Genomic DNA, 17,814 nt, shown 5'->3' with positions numbered 1-17,814 from the left:
TGCGCAATACAACTGTTTTATATTCTTTTTGAATATTCTTTTGGCTTTCAAGATTGAGAAGTTTGGGTCGCTCCTTGTGGTTCTGTAGTCCTTGAAAGATAAAGATTCACCTTAGGTTGGTCAAAACCTAAATCATGACAATGGATACGAGTGTGCTGCCGATTATTATATTGTTACCGTTAGTATTAGGCACAACCCTTGTCTCGTGGCTGAAGCAATTTTCGCGCGGGGTAACGGCTTTAGGGGCAATTGGTGTCAGCCTCAGCAGTTTCTTATTATTATTGAGTCAGGCGCCTGCCATCTTTGATGGTGCAGTGATGACCCAGACCTGGTCCTGGCTGCCCCAGCTCGGCATTGATTTCAGTTTTCGCCTGGATTCTCTGGGATTGCTGTTTGCCTTGCTGATCAGCGGAATTGGCACCCTGATTTATATTTATGCCTATTATTATCTCAATCCAAAAAATTCACTGAGCAAACTGTATCTCCTGCTGATGCTGTTTATGGCGGCGATGCTCGGAATTTCATTGTCGAATAACCTGATTATCTTATTGGTTTTCTGGGAACTGACCAGTATTTCCTCCTTCTTGCTGGTAGGTTACTGGAGCAATTACGAAGCGGCACAACGTGGCTCACGTATGGCCCTGACCATTACCGGAATGGGTGGTCTGGCGATGCTGGGCGGTTTTGTCCTGCTCGGTCAAATTACCGGCACCTATCAGCTTGATCAAATCCTGATGATGACTGAACAGATTCAGTCCCATCATTTATTTGTTCCAACCTTGTTGCTGATTTTACTCGGCGCCTTTACCAAAAGTGCGCAGTTCCCGTTTCACTTCTGGTTGCCCAATGCCATGGCTGCACCGACACCGGTCTCTGCCTATTTGCACTCGGCCACCATGGTCAAAGCCGGTTTATTCCTGGTCGCACGTTTGCTCCCGATCTTTGCCGGTGCTGCACTGTTTCATAATATTGTGACCTTTGTTGGTCTGTTTACCCTGTGCATGGCCGCCTTCTTTGCCATTTTTAAGGAAGACCTGAAAGGCTTGCTCGCCTATTCCACCATCAGCCATTTAGGTCTGATCATGTGTCTGCTCGGGATTGGTTCACCATTGGCTGTTGCAGCAGCGATTTTCCATATTATTAACCATGCCACCTTTAAAGCGGCACTGTTTATGATTGCCGGCATCATCGATCATGAATCCGGGACTCGTGACTTACGTAAACTGTCTGGCCTATGGCAATTACTGCCATTTACCGCCACGCTGACCATGATCACGGCAGCATCCATGGCGGGTGTACCGTTGACCAATGGTTTCCTGTCTAAGGAAATGTTCTTTACCGAACTGGTCGCCAGTTTAAGTGGTCCACTTATGGTCGGCTCTGCTATTGTCGCGACACTGGCCGGGATTTTTGCGGTGGCTTATTCCATTCGACTGGTGCATGGAGTCTTTTTCGATGGTCCGCTAGGCAAGCAGGTCCCGAATAAAGATGCACATGAACCTGCCTTTGGTATGCGCGCACCGGCCACTTTGTTAGCAATTTTATGTATTTTAGTCGGTCTATTACCGGCTCTTCTGGTGGAAAAAATTGTCAACAGCACTACTCAAGCCACCACCCAGAATTTTGCCTTTGAAGGCACTCATCTGGCGCTTTGGCATGGTTTCAACCTGCCCCTTCTGATGAGTGTGATTTCTCTGCTCGGCGGAATAATCTTTTACTTTTCTCTCGCCAAAGGTGGCGCCTTACGTGAAATCGACCTGGATCCAAAACTGGGCCGCTTACAGGGCCGAGTGCTGTTCGACCTGTTTTTGAAAAATTTGCTGCTGAATTCACGTCGTTTCCGCCGTTCCACTGAAAATGGCAAATTACAAAGCTATTTATTGTGGATTGTAATTTTTACCGTCGGGCTGGTGGGGCTCCCATTACTCAGCAATGCGGTGGGTACAGGTACGCGCGAGCTGACCCATGCTCCTGCCCTGGCGATTATCCTGTGGTTACTGCTGTTCTCTTCCTGCTGGATGCTGTTGTGGTTCCATCATGAGCGGATTAAAGCGGTACTCATTAGCGGTGCAGTCGGCCTGGTCGTCACCATGGTCTTTATCGGCTTCTCGGCGCCCGATCTGGCATTGACCCAGATTACGGTCGATGTGGTCACCACGGTTCTGCTCCTGATGAGTTTATCTTTACTGCCTCAGTTAACACCGTATGAATCGAGTCCGACCCGTCGCTGGCGTGATGCCATTATTGCCTTGGGCGGCGGTCTCGGGATTGCGGCAATTGCCTGGCTGATCATGACCCGTGATCACAATTCCATTTCATGGTTCTTCCTGCAACAGTCCATTCCTCTGGGCGGCGGCACCAATGTGGTGAATGTGATTCTGGTCGATTTCCGTGGTTTCGATACCTTCGGCGAAATTACTGTACTCGGCATTGCGGCGATTGGTGTTCTGAGCCTGATGGATGGCATGCGTGCGCATGGTACCACCATGACTCAGGGCCTGACCTATCGTTTTAACCCATCCCCGCTGATGTTGCGTATTACCGCATCCTGGATTTTGCCGGTCGCGCTGGTGGTCAGCCTGTATATCTTTTTGCGTGGCCATAACCTGCCGGGCGGTGGTTTTATTGCCGGACTAGTGACTTCACTGGCACTTATTATTCAATATATTGCAGTGGGACAGGACAAAACCGAACAGTTGCTTGGCGCCAAATCCGGTCGCCTGTATGAAATCTGGATCGGGATCGGCTTAACGATTGCAGGATTGACTGGAATCGCAGCCTGGTTCTGGTCACGTCCATTCCTGACCAGTGCACATATTTATGTCTCTCCGCCAATGATTGGAGAAATGCATTTGGCTTCGGCTGCGCTGTTTGATGTTGGCGTCTATGTCACTGTTGTGGGTGCAACGATGCTGATGATTTCAGTCTTGGGCGATTCACGTCACTCAAGCATGACTGGCCCTGTACCAAGAGGATAATAGAATGATCAGTTTAGAATTTTTATTAGCCTCTGCGATTGGCCTGCTGACGGCCACAGGCATTTATCTGATCCTACGTGCCCGTACCTTCCCGGTAGTGTTGGGTCTCGCCATGATTGGTTATGCAGTCAACCTGTTTTTATTTGCCATGGGCCGAATTCAGATGAATTCGCCTGCAGTATTGACTGAAGCCTCGAAAGTGACCGATCCCCTTCCTCAGGCACTGGTGCTGACAGCCATCGTGATTGGCTTTGCCACCACTGCCTTTATTGTCCAACTGGCATTGCGTAGCCGCTACGAATCAGGAACAGACCACGTTGACTCCAAAGAAGAAATACCAAATCTTGACCCGCGCGAGGATGAGCCTTAATGACTGATCTTCTCAATTTCTGGAATCAACATACCCCTATTTTCAGTATTCTTTTACCGGCCTTTACCGCTTTTGTCCTGGTTCTTTTAGGCAACCCGGGTTCAGGCTCTCTGGCGACGGACTGGCGTCAGCCCTGGCGTCGGGGTATCAGCTATGTCTCGAGTATCTTGGGCCTGATCATTGCTGTCAGCTATTTAGTAGACAGTAGTCAGGGTCAGATCAATGTTTATACGCTGGGCGAATGGGTCGCACCTTTTGGTATTGTACTGGTTCTCGATCAGCTCTCTGCGATGATGCTGGTTTTGACCTATGCCCTTGCAGTGCCGGTGCTCTGGTATGCCAGTAAAGAATGGGATATGCGTGGGCGTTATTTCCATGCCATGGTGCATTTCCTGCTCATGGGTTTGACCGGTGCCTTCCTGACCGGTGACCTGTTTAACCTGTTCGTGTTTTTTGAAATATTGTTGATGGCATCCTATGTACTACTGCTACATGGACAAGGCAAGGCCCGTTTCCAGCTGGGAATCCATTACGTCACCATCAACCTGTTTGCTTCTGCCCTGTTCCTGATTGGACTCGGGATGATTTATGGCAGTGTCGGCAGTCTGAATATGGCAGATGTGGCCCGCTTGATGCCTACCCTCGCTGAAGATCAGCACAAGCTGGCGGTTGCTGGTGGATTAATGCTGTTTGTCGTGTTTGGAATTAAAGCAGCGATGTTACCGCTCGGCTTCTGGTTACCCAAAACCTATGCCGTAGCCACCACACCTGTGGCAGCACTCTTTACCATTATGACCAAAGTCGGGGTGTATGCAATTTTACGGATTAATGGAACTGTTTTTGATGATGAATACAGCCACCAGATTCTGATGAATTGCCTGCTGGTGATTGGTCTGATTACGTCGGTTTATGGCGTGATTTGTGCAATCAGCACAGAACGTCTGCGCCGTTTTATCGGCTTTATGGTGCTGTCTTCAGTCGGAACAATTCTGGTAGCAATCGGTATGAATACGACTGCAGCCTGGGCCGGTGCATTGTATTATATGGTGCACAGTACCCTGATTGGCGCAGCCTTTTATATCCTGTCAGGCTGGATTACCTCACAGCGCGGCGAATTTAAGGATCATTTTAAAATCGCGCCACTGATGAAACAGAACAAGCTGGTTTCGATTGTCTATTTCATCATTGCCTTGATGATGGCAGGCCTGCCACCGTTTAGTGGTTTCTTCGGTAAAGTCTTTATTTTGCAGGCTTCTGCCAATTCAGACTATCAGATGATTATTATCCTGACCATTTTATTGGTAAGCTTCCTCAGTATTCTGGCCTTTACCAGGGTTGGTTTCGTGCTGTTCTGGCGTTCGACCAGACCTGAGGATGACCTTAATTCTGAAGATTTTCACAAATATGAAGCTTTACCAAGTAAGGCACCGGCACGTAATGATCGTGTAATCTATCTATTGCTTGCTGGCCTGACTGCCTATGTGGTGTTTGCCGGACCGATCTATCAATATAATTATCAGACTGCGGAACAGATTAAAAATAATCCGGTTTATGAAGCTGCCTTGTTAAAACGCGATGCAGAAGGCCAGTTTATTAGTGTGCAACCTTTTGATCCAAGCTATTTACCTGAAACCAAGTACGGTGGTGAGACAGTCGATCCGAATGCACATCTGGTTCCTTATACGATTTCGGAAGCCACTCTGGAAGGTGAAAATATTTCTGAATTCAAGCAACGCCAGATTGATCAGCAGTATGTTGAACAAAACAGATATGATGATAATCAACTTAAACCGGTGGAGGGACCTTAATGGCTGTATCATTCCTGCAACGTTGGTTCCCGCATCCGCTAGTTTCTGTGATCGTTGGGCTAAGCTGGATTCTACTGGCACATAATCTGGAAGCTGGAACATTGCTTTTCGCGCTGGTTCTGGCGATTGTCATTCCGAAAATGGTTGCACCTTTTATTGACTATACCCCGAATATCCAGTGGGCTCCTGCCGTGCGCCTTTTCTTTGTCGTGGTTTGGGATATTGTAGTAGCCAATATTAAAGTCGCAAAACTGGTACTTGGTCCAACCAAGAACCTGCATCCAAAATGGTTTCGCGTGCCTTTGGAAACCGAGCATGAGGAAGTCAATGCCTTGCTGGCAATGATCATTACCACAACGCCCGGTACAGTATCTGCAGGCATTGATCAGGATCGTGGTGATATTCTGGTTCATGCCTTAAGCACAGAGGATGAAGCAGCAGAAATCGAAACAATCAAACAGCGCTACGAACAGCCTCTGATTGAAATTTTCAGCGCACAGACAGGAGAAAAAGCATGACTATTCTGCCTTATGCATTAATGATTTGCCTAGGTGCTATCACTGTCTCGATGTTACTCTGCCTGATCCGACTCATCACTGGCCCTTCTATCGTGGATCGTCTGTTGGCACTCGACACCCTGTTCCTGAATGCCACCTGTCTGATTGTCATTTTAGGGATTTACTGGAGTAGCAGCTTCCTGTTTGAAGGGGCCTTACTGGTTGCGATGCTTGGCTTTGTTTCGACTACAGCCTTGGCACGTTATTTCACCACTGGCCATGTGATCGACTAGGAGTTTTTAAATGTCCTTAATTTTAGAAATACTGGTGTCGATTTTTTTATTGATTGGTGCTTTCTTTATGTTGGTCGGCGGGATCGGTATGGTCCGTCTGCCCGATCTGTTTATGCGTCTGCACGCCCCGACCAAATCCAGTACTTTGGGCCTGGGCAGCTTTTTGATGGCCTCAATTCTGTTCTCGGCCATATATGGCCGTTTCGGTTTTGCTGAAGTGCTCATCACCCTGTTCGCCTTCATTACCGCACCGGTATCTGCCAATCTGATGGCACAGGCTGCATTACATTTGCGTTTACGCTCTTTGAGTGGCGAGGTTCCGGAAACGCTGGAACGCCCTCTGCCTTGGCAGCGCTCACGCCGTCGTACCTTTTATGAAAAGAAAATCAATCGTAATGATGATTTCGATTAATTGAGCAAGCAATTCAAGTTCTTTTAAATCTAAAAAAATCTAGAGATAAAAAAAGCCACCCGAAGGTAGCTTTTTTAGTCCTAAGACTTATTCATCATCTTTTTTTGCTTCAGCTTCAGGTAAGTCCTTCACTGCTTCAGCGATCAGACCAAACATATAGTTACCATATGCATTGGTCTTATCATAATGGAAACGTAGACGAGGCGTAATACGGGTTTTGATACGACGACTCAGCTCATGGCGCAAGAAACCAGATGCTTTGTTCAACACATCCAAAGTTTCTTTATTGGCTTCTTGGCTTTGCTCATCGCCAAGTTCACGTCCCATCACAGTGACATAAACTTCCGCATATCCCAGGTCTGGGCTCACCTTCACCGCAGAGATGGTCACGAGACCACCTAAGCGTGGATCTTTCAGCTCCTGACGGATCAGTTCTGACAACTCGCGTTGTACTGTATCCGCCATACGCTTCAGACGTTGACTACCCGCCATTAAAGACTCCGTTTAATCAGTTGAACATCGTACACTTCGATCTTATCAAGTGCTTTGATGTCTTTATAGCCTTTCACCGCAAGACCACATTCCATACCGGCACGAACTTCTTCAACCACTTCTTTGTAGCGACGAAGAGATTCAAGCTCGCCCTGGAACACAACCACATCATCACGTAATACGCGAATCGGTTTGTTACGATGCAATACGCCTTCAAGTACCATACAGCCCGCAGCCGCACCAAACTTACTTGAGTGGAATACTTCACGTACTTGTGCAACACCCAGAATCGTTTCACGATGTTCTGGTGCAAGCTTACCGCTCATTGCTGCTTTCACATCATCAATCAATTGATAGATGATTGAGTAGTAACGAATGTCGATACTGTCTGCATCTGCTTTTTGACGCGCAGCGTTGTCCGCACGTACGTTAAAGCCGAGTAGAACTGCTTCTGAAGATTCAGCCAGTGTCACGTCAGACTCAGTGATCGCACCTACACCAGAACCGATGATACGTACTTTAACTTCATCAGTCGCAAGCTCAGCAAGTGCTACATGCAAGGCTTCCAAGGTACCGCGTACGTCAGTTTTCAACACAACATTTACGATAGGCACATCTTTCTTGCCCATAGACGCCATGATGTTTTCAAGACGCATTGCAGATTGACGCTCAAGACGTTTTTGACGTTCACGATCCATACGCGCATCGGCAACTTCACGTGCTTTCTTCTCATCGCTGACCACAAGAACTTCGTCACCTGCCATTGGCGCTTCTGGAAGACCCAGAATTTCCACTGGAATCGAAGGACCTGCAGATTTGATACGCTGACCATTTTCATCCGTCATCGCACGAACGCGACCATAAGATGAACCGGCAAGAACAAGATCACCTACTTTCAATGTACCGTTTTGAACCAGAATAGATGTTACTGCACCACGGCTGTTATCTACGCGTGCTTCAATTACGACACCTTGTGCAGCACCTTCTTCAGATGCCTTAAGCTCTAGAAGTTCAGCTTGAATCGAAATAATATCAAGAAGTTCATCAATGCCTTGACCAGTATGTGCAGAAACCATTGCCACTGGAACGTCACCACCCCATTGTTCTGGCACGATTTCTTTCACAGTCAATTCATTCAATACGCGATCTGGATCAGCAGATTCTTTATCCATCTTGTTGATTGCAACAATGATTGGTGTACCTGCAGCACGTGCATGGTCAATTGCTTCTGCAGTTTGTGGCATTACACCATCATCTGCTGCAACAACCAGAACCACGATATCTGTTGCTTTCGCACCACGTGAACGCATTGCAGTAAATGCTGCGTGTCCCGGAGTATCAAGGAATGTAATCATACCTTTATCAGTAGTTACATGGTAAGCACCGATATGCTGTGTGATACCGCCCGCTTCGCCAGCAGCCACTTTTGCACGACGAATACGGTCAAGCAGCGATGTTTTACCATGGTCAACGTGACCCATAATGGTAACAACAGGCGCACGCGTAGATTGCGCACCACGTGCTTCTTCAGCTGCTTCAAGCAAGTTATCTTCAGCTTGTGTATCAGAAACCAGTACCGGATTATGGCCCATTTCTTCCACAACAAGTGCAGCAATTTCTTGATCAATCGCCTGGTTCTGAGTAACCAATTCACCCATTTTCATGAGTGATTTAATCACTTCACGAACCTTAACTGCCATTTTCGCAGCTAAGTCAGCAACGACAATCGTTTCACCGATTTCAACATCGTAAACCTGTTTTTTCACAGGTTTTTCGAAGCCGTGCTTGTTGCCTTGACTGGTTTTTAAACCGCGCTTAGGCTGTTTGCTGAAGCTTTGCTCTTCCTGACCACGACGACCACCTTTTTTCGGTGCACGCGCGCTCGGCGTATTCGTACCACGTTTGATTTCGCGGTCTTCTTTCGCAAATGAGTCTTCATATGCCTGACCAACAAGACCGGCAGCCAGAGGAGAATCATCAACAACACGAATCGTTGCAGCAGTATCTTCCGCGGTGTACTTAGACGCCATTTGACGCATTTGTTCAAGCGTACGTTGCTGCGCTTCTTCAGCCGCTTTACGACGTGCTGCTTCTTCAACAGCTTTTAATTTTGCTGCTTCTGCTTCACGTGCCTTTTTCTGTTCAGCGGTTTCAGTTGGTTTAACAACTTGCTTCACAATCGGCTTGTTGGTTGATTTGCGTTTTACCACAACTGCAGCTTTAGAAACTTCTTGCTTGTCGCTGGTTTGCTTTGCAGCAGCACGCATCGCTTCTAGAGCTTTATTCGCGTTATTTACGCCAGTTTTTGGAGCTTCAGCAGAAGCAGCTTGTGCTGTATTCTGCTCAGGCGCAGCTTTGGCCTGTTGCTCAGCCTTGGCTTTCGCCAATGCTTCTGCTTTGATCTGCTCTGGATCCGGCTTAACAAATGTATGCTTCTTGCGAACTTCTACATTAATCGTTTTCGCCTTACCTGAAGTACTGGCTACTTTAGCCGTACTAGTCGTTTTACGTTTCAACGTGATTTGCCCTGCTTGGCTTTCTGAACCCTGTGACTTTTTCACATGGCTCATCAAGCTATCTTGTTGTTCGGTGGTAATAATATCGTCAGCTTTACGCTGTGGTAAACCTGCCTCACGAACCTGCTCTAGGAGCTTCTCAACTGGACTACCCACATTGAGGGCTAACTCTTTAATCGACTTGTCCGTCATATACTACCTCCTAGTTAAACCATGATTCGCGCGCTTTCATAATGAGTTGACCTGCTTTCTCAGCACCCAAACCTTCAATATCTTCGATATCGTCAGTCGCCTGATCTGCTAAATCATCCACTGTTACCACACCACGAGCTACTAGCGCTTGCGCGATCTCTACTGTCATGCCTTCCATTGCAACAAGTTCTTCACTTGGCGCTTGTATGTTCTCTTGCTGTTGTAATGCATCAGCAAGTGCAATTTCTTTCGCACGGCTTTGCAGTAGTTCAACCAGTTCCGCATCCAGTTCGATTTCATCAAACGTTTCTGCAGGAACATAAGCAATTTCTTCAAGCGAGGTGAAGCCCATTTCTACCAATGCCATCGCCAAATCTTCCGCGATATCCAGACGGGTAACAAACATGTCTAAATATTGTTGCGCTTCGTTTTGTTGACGGGCGTAGTATTCCTCTTCCAGCATCATGTCCAGCTTGTAGCCAGTCAATTCAGATGCCAGACGAACGTTCTGACCTTGTGAACCAATCGCACGTGCCAACTGATCGCTGGTTGCGAAAATGATATCTGCAGTACGTGCATCTTCATCGATGACAATACTCGATACATCTGCTGGTTCCAATGCACTTGCGATATATTGCGCAGGATCATCCGACCAAACTACCACATCAATACGCTCGCCATTGAGCTCTTGCTGTACAGCTTGAATACGGGTACCACGCATACCAATACAAGCACCCACCGGGTCAATACGGTGGTCATTGGTTTTCACTGCAATTTTAGCACGAACGCCTGGTTGGCGAGCCGCCGCTTTAATTTCAATAATTTCTTCAGAAATCTCAGGGATTTCTTTCTTCATCAATGCAATCAGCATATCCGGTTTAGCACGTGACAGTTGTAACTGCGCACCACGACCTTCACGGTTGACATTGAATAGAATCGCATTCACGCGTTGCTTCGGACGAAGGATTTCTTTCGGAATCATTTCTTCGCGAGCAAGATACGCTTCAGCATTGTCACCTAGGTCAATGATAAAGCCGTCTTTGGTTTGTTTTTTCACTTCACCGTAGATCAGCTCGCCGACTTTAGATTCGTAAGCATCGGCTACGAGTGCACGTTCTGCTTCACGGATCTTCTGTACGATCACTTGCTTGGCAATTTGCGCTGCAATACGACCGAAGTCAATCGATTCAACTTCAAGCTCACGAATGTCGCCAATCGACCATTTTGCCGGATCAACATCAGAGATGGCATCCTGACAAGCTGGCATTTCATGGTCTTCGTCTGCAACCACTTCCCACTGACGGAAAGTACGATAGTCACCTGTTTTACGATCGATTTCCACACGTAAACGTGCTTCTTCCGAATGTGTTCCTTCGTAGAATTTTTTCTTTGTCGCAGCAACTAAAGCTTGCTCAAGCGCTTCAAAGATCGCTTCACGAGGTACACCTTTTTCGTTACTAACCGTTTCAACGACGGTCAGAATTTCACGTGCCATACGTCACCTATTCGTTAAATTTTTATTTATTAAATTAATCTTGGAAGACCAAATTTGCTTTATCGATATTGTGACTGTCGATCTCCAATACCTGTTGCTTTTCTACTTCAACCTGAATCATTTCATTTTCAAGATCGACAGCAACCAGTTTGGCCTGGAATTTACGACGGTTATCTACCGCACTGATCAAACGTAGTGCTACGGTATGACCGATATAGCCTGACATCTGCTCGAGCTGGAAGAATGGACGGTCCCAGCCTGGCGAAGATACTTCAAGTGAATATTCACCCGAGATCGGATCATGAACATCCAGCATTGCACCCACTTGCTGCGTGACACGCACACAATCCTGAACGCCAATACCACGCCCCTGCTCTTCTTCACCATCTTCATTGATTGCTGGTGCAACGCTCTCATCGACTGGCTTGTCGATGTAGATACGTAATAACGAACATTTACCCTGTGGCAGGAATTCAATCCCCCAAAGGTTTACATTACAGGCTTCAACTGCTGGTGCAATCAAGTCCTGAAGTGCTTGAGTTTTATTTGATAGCTTCATTTACTCTCGTCATCTGGTGCGATTTTATGATCTATTTGACCACTACAAACCAATACAAACTATAGTAGTAGTGAAACATGGAGATTTGACCAAATAATGTCGACACTACACGATAGCCAATAAAAAAGGGCGTAAATCGCCCCAATTAATGCACAATTTAAGATTTTTTCAAATCCCACTGTGCAAAAAGGCCCACCTTGTTGTGAGCCTCTTTTTAGAAACTTGGTAGCGGGAGCTGGATTTGAACCAACGACCTTCGGGTTATGAGCCCGACGAGCTACCAGACTGCTCCATCCCGCATCAACGTGCAAAAATTATATACAAAAGATGAGAACTTTTCAATCAAAACCACATCATTCTGCATATTTGTCATCTGTCGCTGAAAAAGTGGTAGCGGGAGCTGGATTTGAACCAACGACCTTCGGGTTATGAGCCCGACGAGCTACCAGACTGCTCCATCCCGCATCAGCGTACAAATAACATTCAGTTTAAAAAACTTAAACTGCTTTTAAAGTTTGCATCTTTAAAAGATTGGTAGCGGGAGCTGGATTTGAACCAACGACCTTCGGGTTATGAGCCCGACGAGCTACCAGACTGCTCCATCCCGCAACAACATGCAAATTAATTTTCTCAACTTAAAACCTGTTTAAGCTGCCTCTTGAAAGTTTGCGCCTTTAAAAAGGATTGATTGGTAGCGGGAGCTGGATTTGAACCAACGACCTTCGGGTTATGAGCCCGACGAGCTACCAGACTGCTCCATCCCGCATCAACAGAAGTTTTTTCAGCTGCATACACCAACTTAAATTTCTGGATTATAAGTTGGTGCGGAAGGGGGGACTTGAACCCCCACGCCCGAAAGCACTACCACCTCAAGGTAGCGTGTCTACCAATTCCACCACCACCGCAGCTGTGACGCATTCTAGTCGTATCACTGAAAAAAAGAAAGGATTAATTAAAACTATTCGGTCGTTTCTGGTGCAGTTGGTGAAGTTTCATTCGATTGTACAGGTGTGGTCGGCGCAGACTGAACCGATCCCAAACTATAGGCATTCGAGGTTTGTTGCTTGGCTAAAATCGCCAAAGTCAGACTGGTTACGAAAAACAGTGCAGTAAAAATTGCAGTCAAACGGGTCATGAAATTACCCGAACCCGATGCTCCGAATACTGTCGCTGCACCACCGCCACCGAAAGAGGCACCAGCATCTGCACCTTTACCATGCTGAACCAAAATCAAGACAATCATCAAAACAGCTAAGATAATATGTACTACCAGCACAAAAGTTTGCATGCTGAACTCCTAATTATTGTGTATTTGCAAATGCATGAGCAATTTTATGGAACGACTCAGCATTGAGTGATGCACCACCGACCAATGCCCCGTTGATATCTGGGCAGGCTGCTAACTCTACTGCATTTTCCGGCTTGACACTACCACCATATAAAATCGCCATCGTCGCGCCATAACCAGTGATCTGGCTTAAACCTTGACGGATTTGTGCATGCATGGCCTGTGCATCTTCAGGAGAAGCAGTTTTACCAGTTCCAATTGCCCAGATCGGTTCATAGGCAATCACGATATTTTTCCATTGCTCAGCTTCAACCACAGCAGCAATATCACAAATCTGTTGTAGCACTACAGCTTCTGCCTGCCCTGCTTCACGTTGTTCCAGGCTTTCACCAACGCAATAAATCACGGTCAAACCGGCACTTAAGGCATTCTTGATTTTCGCATTTAAAATATCAGCATTTTCCGCAAATATTTCACGGCGTTCAGAATGACCCACTAGTACATAGTGAATTTGACTATCGGCCAACAATTCAGCACTGACTTCACCAGTGTAGGGACCTGTTCCAGAAATACGTGAAACATCTTGTGCTACGGTATAAATCGGACGAACCGCAGATGACAGCTCTGCCTGAATCTGGCTTAAGGCAATGGCAATCGGTGCCACACCTAAATGACATTGATCTTCGGCAATTGGCGCAGTTTCCAGCAAATTCTTAATACCACGCACCAAGCTCAATGCATCTGCCTGCACCGGATTCATTTTCCAGTTACCTATCACCCAAGGGGTAATCGTCGAAACCGACATAATTAACCTATTTCATTTACATATTTTGAATTGGGCACATTCTACACGGAATTGGAAAATTAAAAGAATAGTTTTCTTATCACTCCTTCTCAGTTTAGACTATCCAAAATGGTTATTTTTTGTTATCACTTAAAAAAATGGGGACTTCTTCCAACCAGTTCATGCTTTTACTGGAGATGAGGAAGCTAGCAGCACTCTTGGCTATGGTATTTTTACGTAACAAACGTATAATTTTAGTATAGCAATTAAAAGAATTTGATGAGTAGGCATTTATAGCATGACAGCATTACAGGGGTCGCCAAGATTTACCGGATTTATTCGTCGTTTGGTCGAGGAAGGCGTCATCTCGGCTGAAGATATGCGCAGTGCATTAGCGCATGCCAAACAAGAAAAAATCGATATTGTGGCTGAGTTAATTAACCAGCAGCAACTTTCTCCAACCGTCATTGCTGAAACGATTTCAGTCGAATTTGGCGAACCGCTGTTTGATATCAGTGCCTATGATCCTGCTCAAATTCTTCGGGATGCGATTGATGAAAAGCTGATTACCAAGCATCGCATTCTGCCGATTTTTAGAAATTCCAGTATTTTATATGTTGCGACCAGTAACCCGACCAATATCGAAGCGATTGATGCAGTCCGCTTTTCCACCAAACTCAATATTGAAACCATTATTGTTGAACACAATAAACTTGAAAAACTGATCGAGCAGAATTTTACCGAAGAAAGTACCTTTGAATTCGATGAAGACTTTGATCTGGATGTTGATGTCGAATCTGCTGATCCGAATAAAGAAGAGGATGACAGTAACAAGGGTGAAGAAGCACCGATTGTCAAATATATTAATAAATTACTAATTGATGCGATCCGTATGGGGGCTTCAGACTTACATTTTGAACCTTATGAAAAAATCTATCGGGTACGTTACCGGGTAGATGGGGTATTACGCCAGATTGCAACACCACCACTACAGCTGGCAAATCGCTTGTCTTCGCGTCTTAAAGTCATGTCGCAAATGGACATTTCTGAAAAACGGGTACCGCAAGATGGTCGTATTAAATTAAAACTTTCTAAAAATAAAGCCATTGATTTCCGTGTCAACTCTCTCCCTACCCTGTTTGGTGAGAAGCTGGTACTGCGAATTCTGGATCCCTCCAGCGCGATGTTGGGAATTGATGCACTAGGTTATGAACCGGAACAAAAAGACCTTTTTATGCAAGCGCTGGACAAACCGCAAGGCATGCTCCTGATCACTGGTCCAACAGGTTCCGGTAAAACCGTTTCACTGTATACCGGTCTGAATATCCTCAATCGTGAAGATACCAATATTTCGACAGCGGAAGATCCGGTCGAGATTAACTTACAAGGCATTAATCAAGTCAACGTCAACAATAAAGTTGGTCTTACCTTCTCTGCCGCACTGAAGTCCTTCTTACGTCAAGACCCGGACATCGTAATGGTCGGTGAGATCCGGGATCTGGAAACTGCCGAGATTGCGATTAAAGCGGCGCAGACCGGTCATATGGTGATGTCGACCTTGCATACCAATAGTGCGCCTGAGACCTTGACCCGTTTACGAAACATGGGGGTGCCCTCTTTCAATATTGCCACTTCAGTAAACCTGGTCATTGCACAACGGTTGGCGCGTCGTTTGTGTTCACAATGCAAGAAACCTGCAGATATTCCGCAACAAAGCTTACTGGAGATGGGCTTTACCGAAACCGACTTGCAGCAACCTGAGTTCCAAATTTATGAACCGGTGGGCTGCAATGAATGTCGTGAAGGCTATAAGGGTCGTGTAGGTATTTATGAAGTTATGAAAGTAACACCCGAAATTTCCAGAATTATTATGGAGGACGGCAATGCACTTGAAATTGCAGATGCTTCCGCACGTGCAGGTTTTAACAATTTACGCCGGTCAGGTTTAATCAAGGTGATGCAGGGGGTGACTTCTTTACAGGAAGTCAATCGTGTCACCAGCGAATGATCGGGCGCTGATCTAAAATAAGGATAAAGGTATGGCAGCAGTAAAGAAAGGCCAGATGATGCCGATCTTCAGCTATGAAGGAATTGATCGTAAAGGGGCAAAGATCAAGGGGGAATTGCCAGCAAAAAATATGGCTCTGGCCAAGGTCACCCTTCGGAAACAAGGCATCAGCATCAAGACCATTCGGGAAAAGAAAAAAAATATCCTTGAAGGCTTGATGAAGAAAAAAGTCTCAACACTGGATATTACAATTTTTACCCGACAGTTGGCGACCATGATGAAAGCCGGGGTACCACTGGTACAAGGCTTTGAAATTGTCGCAGAAGGTCTGGAAAATCCGGCGATGCGTGAAGTTGTACTAGGAATTAAAGGTGAGGTTGAAGGCGGTAATACTTTTGCCGGAGCACTGCGCAAATATCCACAATATTTCGACAACCTATTCTGTTCACTGGTCGAATCTGGTGAACAATCTGGTGCTTTAGAAACCATGCTAGATCGCGTTGCGATTTACAAAGAAAAAAGCGAACTACTCAAGCAAAAAATCAAAAAAGCCATGAAATATCCTGCTGCGGTGGTTGTAGTCGCCCTAATTGTTACCATCATTCTGATGGTCAAAGTGGTCCCGGTTTTCCAGGATTTATTCTCTTCATTTGGTGCGGACTTACCGGCTTTTACCAAAATGGTGGTCAATATGTCGGAATGGATGCAAAAGTATTGGTTCCTGCTGATTATCGCCATTGGGGCCGTGATTACCGCTTTTCTTGAAGCGAAAAAACGCAGCAAGAAATTCCGCGATTTTCTGGATAAGGCCGCACTCAAAGCCCCGATTTTTGGTGACCTGGTGTATAAAGCGATTATTGCACGTTATAGCCGCACTTTGGCCACGACTTTCGCAGCTGGTGTTCCCTTGATTGATGCACTGGAATCCACTGCCGGCGCTACCAATAACGTCGTGTATGAAGATGCCGTGATGAAAATCCGTGAAGATGTCGCCACAGGTCAACAACTACAGTTTGCCATGCGCGTGACCAACAAATTCCCATCCATGGCAGTACAAATGGTCGCGATTGGTGAAGAATCTGGTGCACTAGATGCCATGCTAGACAAAGTAGCCACACATTATGAAAATGAAGTCGACAATGCAGTTGACGGCTTAACCTCGATGATGGAACCGCTCATTATGGCTGTTCTCGGTGTGCTTGTCGGTGGTCTGGTGATTGCCATGTACCTTCCAATTTTCCAAATGGGTTCTGTGGTTTAATGCACGATTTTCTTCAATATTTTATTCAAAACCCAACGGCGTTGTATATCGCAGTTGGGCTTTTTAGTTTATGTATCGGCAGCTTTCTGAATGTCGTGATTTACCGCACTCCCAAGATGATGGAACAGGAATGGCGTACTGATTGCCAGATGTTCCTGCATCCGGAACAGCCGGTGATTGATGAAACTAAGTTAAGTTTAAGCAAACCCGCTTCAGCTTGCCCCAAGTGTCATCAGCCAATCCGCTGGTACCAGAATATTCCCGTCATTAGCTGGCTGGTCCTGCGCGGAAAATGTAGCAACTGCCAGAATCCGATCAGCATCCGTTATCCTTTGGTTGAAATTCTGACGGCAGTTTGTGCACTCCTTGTCGTAGCAGTATTTGGCCCTACCCTACAAATGCTGTTTGGCCTGATCCTGACTTATGTGCTGATCGCACTCACTTTTATTGATTTTGACACCCAGTTATTGCCTGACCGTTATACTTTACCCTTGGCTGCGCTAGGTTTGGGGGTAAATAGTTATGCACTTTATACCTTACCCGGTGCTGCCATCTGGGGCTATATTATTGGTTTCCTGTGTCTGTGGGTGGTGTATTATGCATTTAAAATCGTTACCGGCAAGGAAGGTATGGGCTATGGCGATTTTAAATTGCTTGCCGCCCTGGGTGCCTGGATGGGGCCTTTATTACTGCCTTTAATTGTGCTGCTGTCTTCTCTGGTTGGTGCGATTATCGGGATTATCCTACTGAAAGTCCGCAAGGAAAATCAGCCTTTTGCCTTTGGTCCCTATATCGCGATTGCCGGCTGGATTGCTTTTTTGTGGGGCGAGCAGATTATGAAAGTGTATTTAGGTCAATAAA

Annotated in this window: 15 protein-coding genes and 5 tRNA genes; 9 read left to right on the top strand and 11 right to left on the bottom strand. The window is 46.1% G+C overall.

Annotated elements, in window-relative coordinates:
- Nucleotides 1-140: 140 nt before the first annotated feature.
- The 6 genes from ACO1B7_RS08400 to ACO1B7_RS08375 are packed head-to-tail and all read left to right on the top strand — an operon-like array spanning nt 141 to nt 6,358.
- Nucleotides 141-2,978, top strand: coding sequence for a monovalent cation/H+ antiporter subunit A (locus tag ACO1B7_RS08400; protein ID WP_423090307.1), 2,838 nt, complete (start codon nt 141-143; stop codon nt 2,976-2,978).
- Nucleotides 2,979-2,982: 4 nt separating this feature from the next.
- Nucleotides 2,983-3,348, top strand: coding sequence for a Na+/H+ antiporter subunit C (locus tag ACO1B7_RS08395; protein ID WP_004281114.1), 366 nt, complete (start codon nt 2,983-2,985; stop codon nt 3,346-3,348).
- Nucleotides 3,348-5,156, top strand: coding sequence for a monovalent cation/H+ antiporter subunit D (locus ACO1B7_RS08390; RefSeq protein ID WP_423090039.1), 1,809 nt, complete (start codon nt 3,348-3,350; stop codon nt 5,154-5,156). The genes ACO1B7_RS08395 and ACO1B7_RS08390 overlap by 1 nt, the downstream gene beginning before the upstream one ends.
- Complete coding sequence (locus ACO1B7_RS08385) at nt 5,156-5,674, top strand: Na+/H+ antiporter subunit E (protein WP_004281112.1); 519 nt, start codon at nt 5,156-5,158, stop codon at nt 5,672-5,674. The genes ACO1B7_RS08390 and ACO1B7_RS08385 overlap by 1 nt, the downstream gene beginning before the upstream one ends.
- A complete protein-coding gene (locus tag ACO1B7_RS08380; RefSeq protein WP_004281111.1) occupies nt 5,671-5,946 on the top strand; it encodes a monovalent cation/H+ antiporter subunit F in 276 nt (91 codons plus the stop codon). Before ACO1B7_RS08385 ends, ACO1B7_RS08380 begins: the two co-directional genes overlap by 4 nt.
- Before the next feature lie 10 nt (nt 5,947-5,956).
- Nucleotides 5,957-6,358 carry a Na+/H+ antiporter subunit G gene (locus ACO1B7_RS08375; RefSeq protein ID WP_004281110.1) on the top strand — a complete coding sequence of 134 codons (402 nt, stop codon included), beginning with the start codon at nt 5,957-5,959 and terminating at the stop codon, nt 6,356-6,358.
- 87 nt (nt 6,359-6,445) lie between these two features.
- Here ACO1B7_RS08375 and ACO1B7_RS08370 read toward each other — a convergent pair whose 3' ends face one another.
- From ACO1B7_RS08370 to tpiA, 11 genes are all read right to left on the bottom strand, one after another.
- On the bottom strand, nt 6,446-6,850 hold the full coding sequence (locus tag ACO1B7_RS08370; protein WP_004281108.1) for a ribosome-binding factor A: 405 nt from the start codon (nt 6,848-6,850) through the stop codon (nt 6,446-6,448).
- On the bottom strand, nt 6,850-9,558 hold the full coding sequence (infB, locus tag ACO1B7_RS08365) for a translation initiation factor IF-2 (protein ID WP_004281106.1): 2,709 nt from the start codon (nt 9,556-9,558) through the stop codon (nt 6,850-6,852). The genes ACO1B7_RS08370 and infB overlap by 1 nt, the downstream gene beginning before the upstream one ends.
- A 10-nt stretch (nt 9,559-9,568) precedes the next feature.
- Entirely contained in the window at nt 9,569-11,053 is a 1,485-nt protein-coding gene (nusA, locus tag ACO1B7_RS08360; protein ID WP_423090038.1) for a transcription termination factor NusA, read from the bottom strand.
- Between the two features lie 34 nt (nt 11,054-11,087).
- Nucleotides 11,088-11,612 (bottom strand): ribosome maturation factor RimP, encoded by a 525-nt coding sequence (rimP, locus tag ACO1B7_RS08355; protein ID WP_004281103.1) that lies wholly within the window; start codon nt 11,610-11,612, stop codon nt 11,088-11,090.
- A gap of 223 nt (nt 11,613-11,835) precedes the next feature.
- A tRNA-Met gene (locus ACO1B7_RS08350) sits at nt 11,836-11,912 on the bottom strand.
- An 88-nt stretch (nt 11,913-12,000) separates the two neighbouring features.
- Nucleotides 12,001-12,077: transfer RNA gene (locus ACO1B7_RS08345), tRNA-Met, on the bottom strand.
- A 67-nt stretch (nt 12,078-12,144) separates the two neighbouring features.
- A tRNA-Met gene (locus tag ACO1B7_RS08340) sits at nt 12,145-12,221 on the bottom strand.
- Nucleotides 12,222-12,301: 80 nt separating this feature from the next.
- Nucleotides 12,302-12,378: transfer RNA gene (locus ACO1B7_RS08335), tRNA-Met, on the bottom strand.
- 54 nt (nt 12,379-12,432) lie between these two features.
- Nucleotides 12,433-12,517: transfer RNA gene (locus tag ACO1B7_RS08330), tRNA-Leu, on the bottom strand.
- Nucleotides 12,518-12,570: 53 nt separating this feature from the next.
- Nucleotides 12,571-12,900, bottom strand: a complete 330-nt coding sequence (gene secG / locus ACO1B7_RS08325) for a preprotein translocase subunit SecG (RefSeq protein ID WP_004281101.1) — start codon at nt 12,898-12,900, stop codon at nt 12,571-12,573.
- A 13-nt stretch (nt 12,901-12,913) separates the two neighbouring features.
- On the bottom strand, nt 12,914-13,705 hold the full coding sequence (tpiA, locus tag ACO1B7_RS08320) for a triose-phosphate isomerase (protein WP_004281100.1): 792 nt from the start codon (nt 13,703-13,705) through the stop codon (nt 12,914-12,916).
- A gap of 277 nt (nt 13,706-13,982) precedes the next feature.
- Between tpiA and pilB the strand changes: the two genes are divergently transcribed.
- Genes pilB through ACO1B7_RS08305 form a run of 3 tightly spaced genes read left to right on the top strand, consistent with a single transcriptional unit; the run spans nt 13,983 to nt 17,813 of the window.
- The gene (pilB, locus tag ACO1B7_RS08315) at nt 13,983-15,692 is read left to right on the top strand and encodes a type IV-A pilus assembly ATPase PilB (RefSeq protein ID WP_004281098.1); all 1,710 of its coding nucleotides are present in this window, start codon (nt 13,983-13,985) and stop codon (nt 15,690-15,692) included.
- Nucleotides 15,693-15,723: 31 nt separating this feature from the next.
- Nucleotides 15,724-16,953 carry a type II secretion system F family protein gene (locus tag ACO1B7_RS08310; RefSeq protein WP_004281096.1) on the top strand — a complete coding sequence of 410 codons (1,230 nt, stop codon included), beginning with the start codon at nt 15,724-15,726 and terminating at the stop codon, nt 16,951-16,953.
- A complete protein-coding gene (locus tag ACO1B7_RS08305) occupies nt 16,953-17,813 on the top strand; it encodes a prepilin peptidase (RefSeq protein WP_004281094.1) in 861 nt (286 codons plus the stop codon). Before ACO1B7_RS08310 ends, ACO1B7_RS08305 begins: the two co-directional genes overlap by 1 nt.
- Nucleotide 17,814: the final 1 nt, after the last annotated feature.

Origin of the sequence: Acinetobacter lwoffii (assembly GCF_049367455.1) — a bacterium.
Lineage (GTDB): Bacteria > Pseudomonadota > Gammaproteobacteria > Pseudomonadales > Moraxellaceae > Acinetobacter > Acinetobacter lwoffii_W.
The sequence above is the reverse complement of the archived record's forward strand: the minus strand, read 5'-3'. Positions and strand labels throughout refer to the sequence as shown.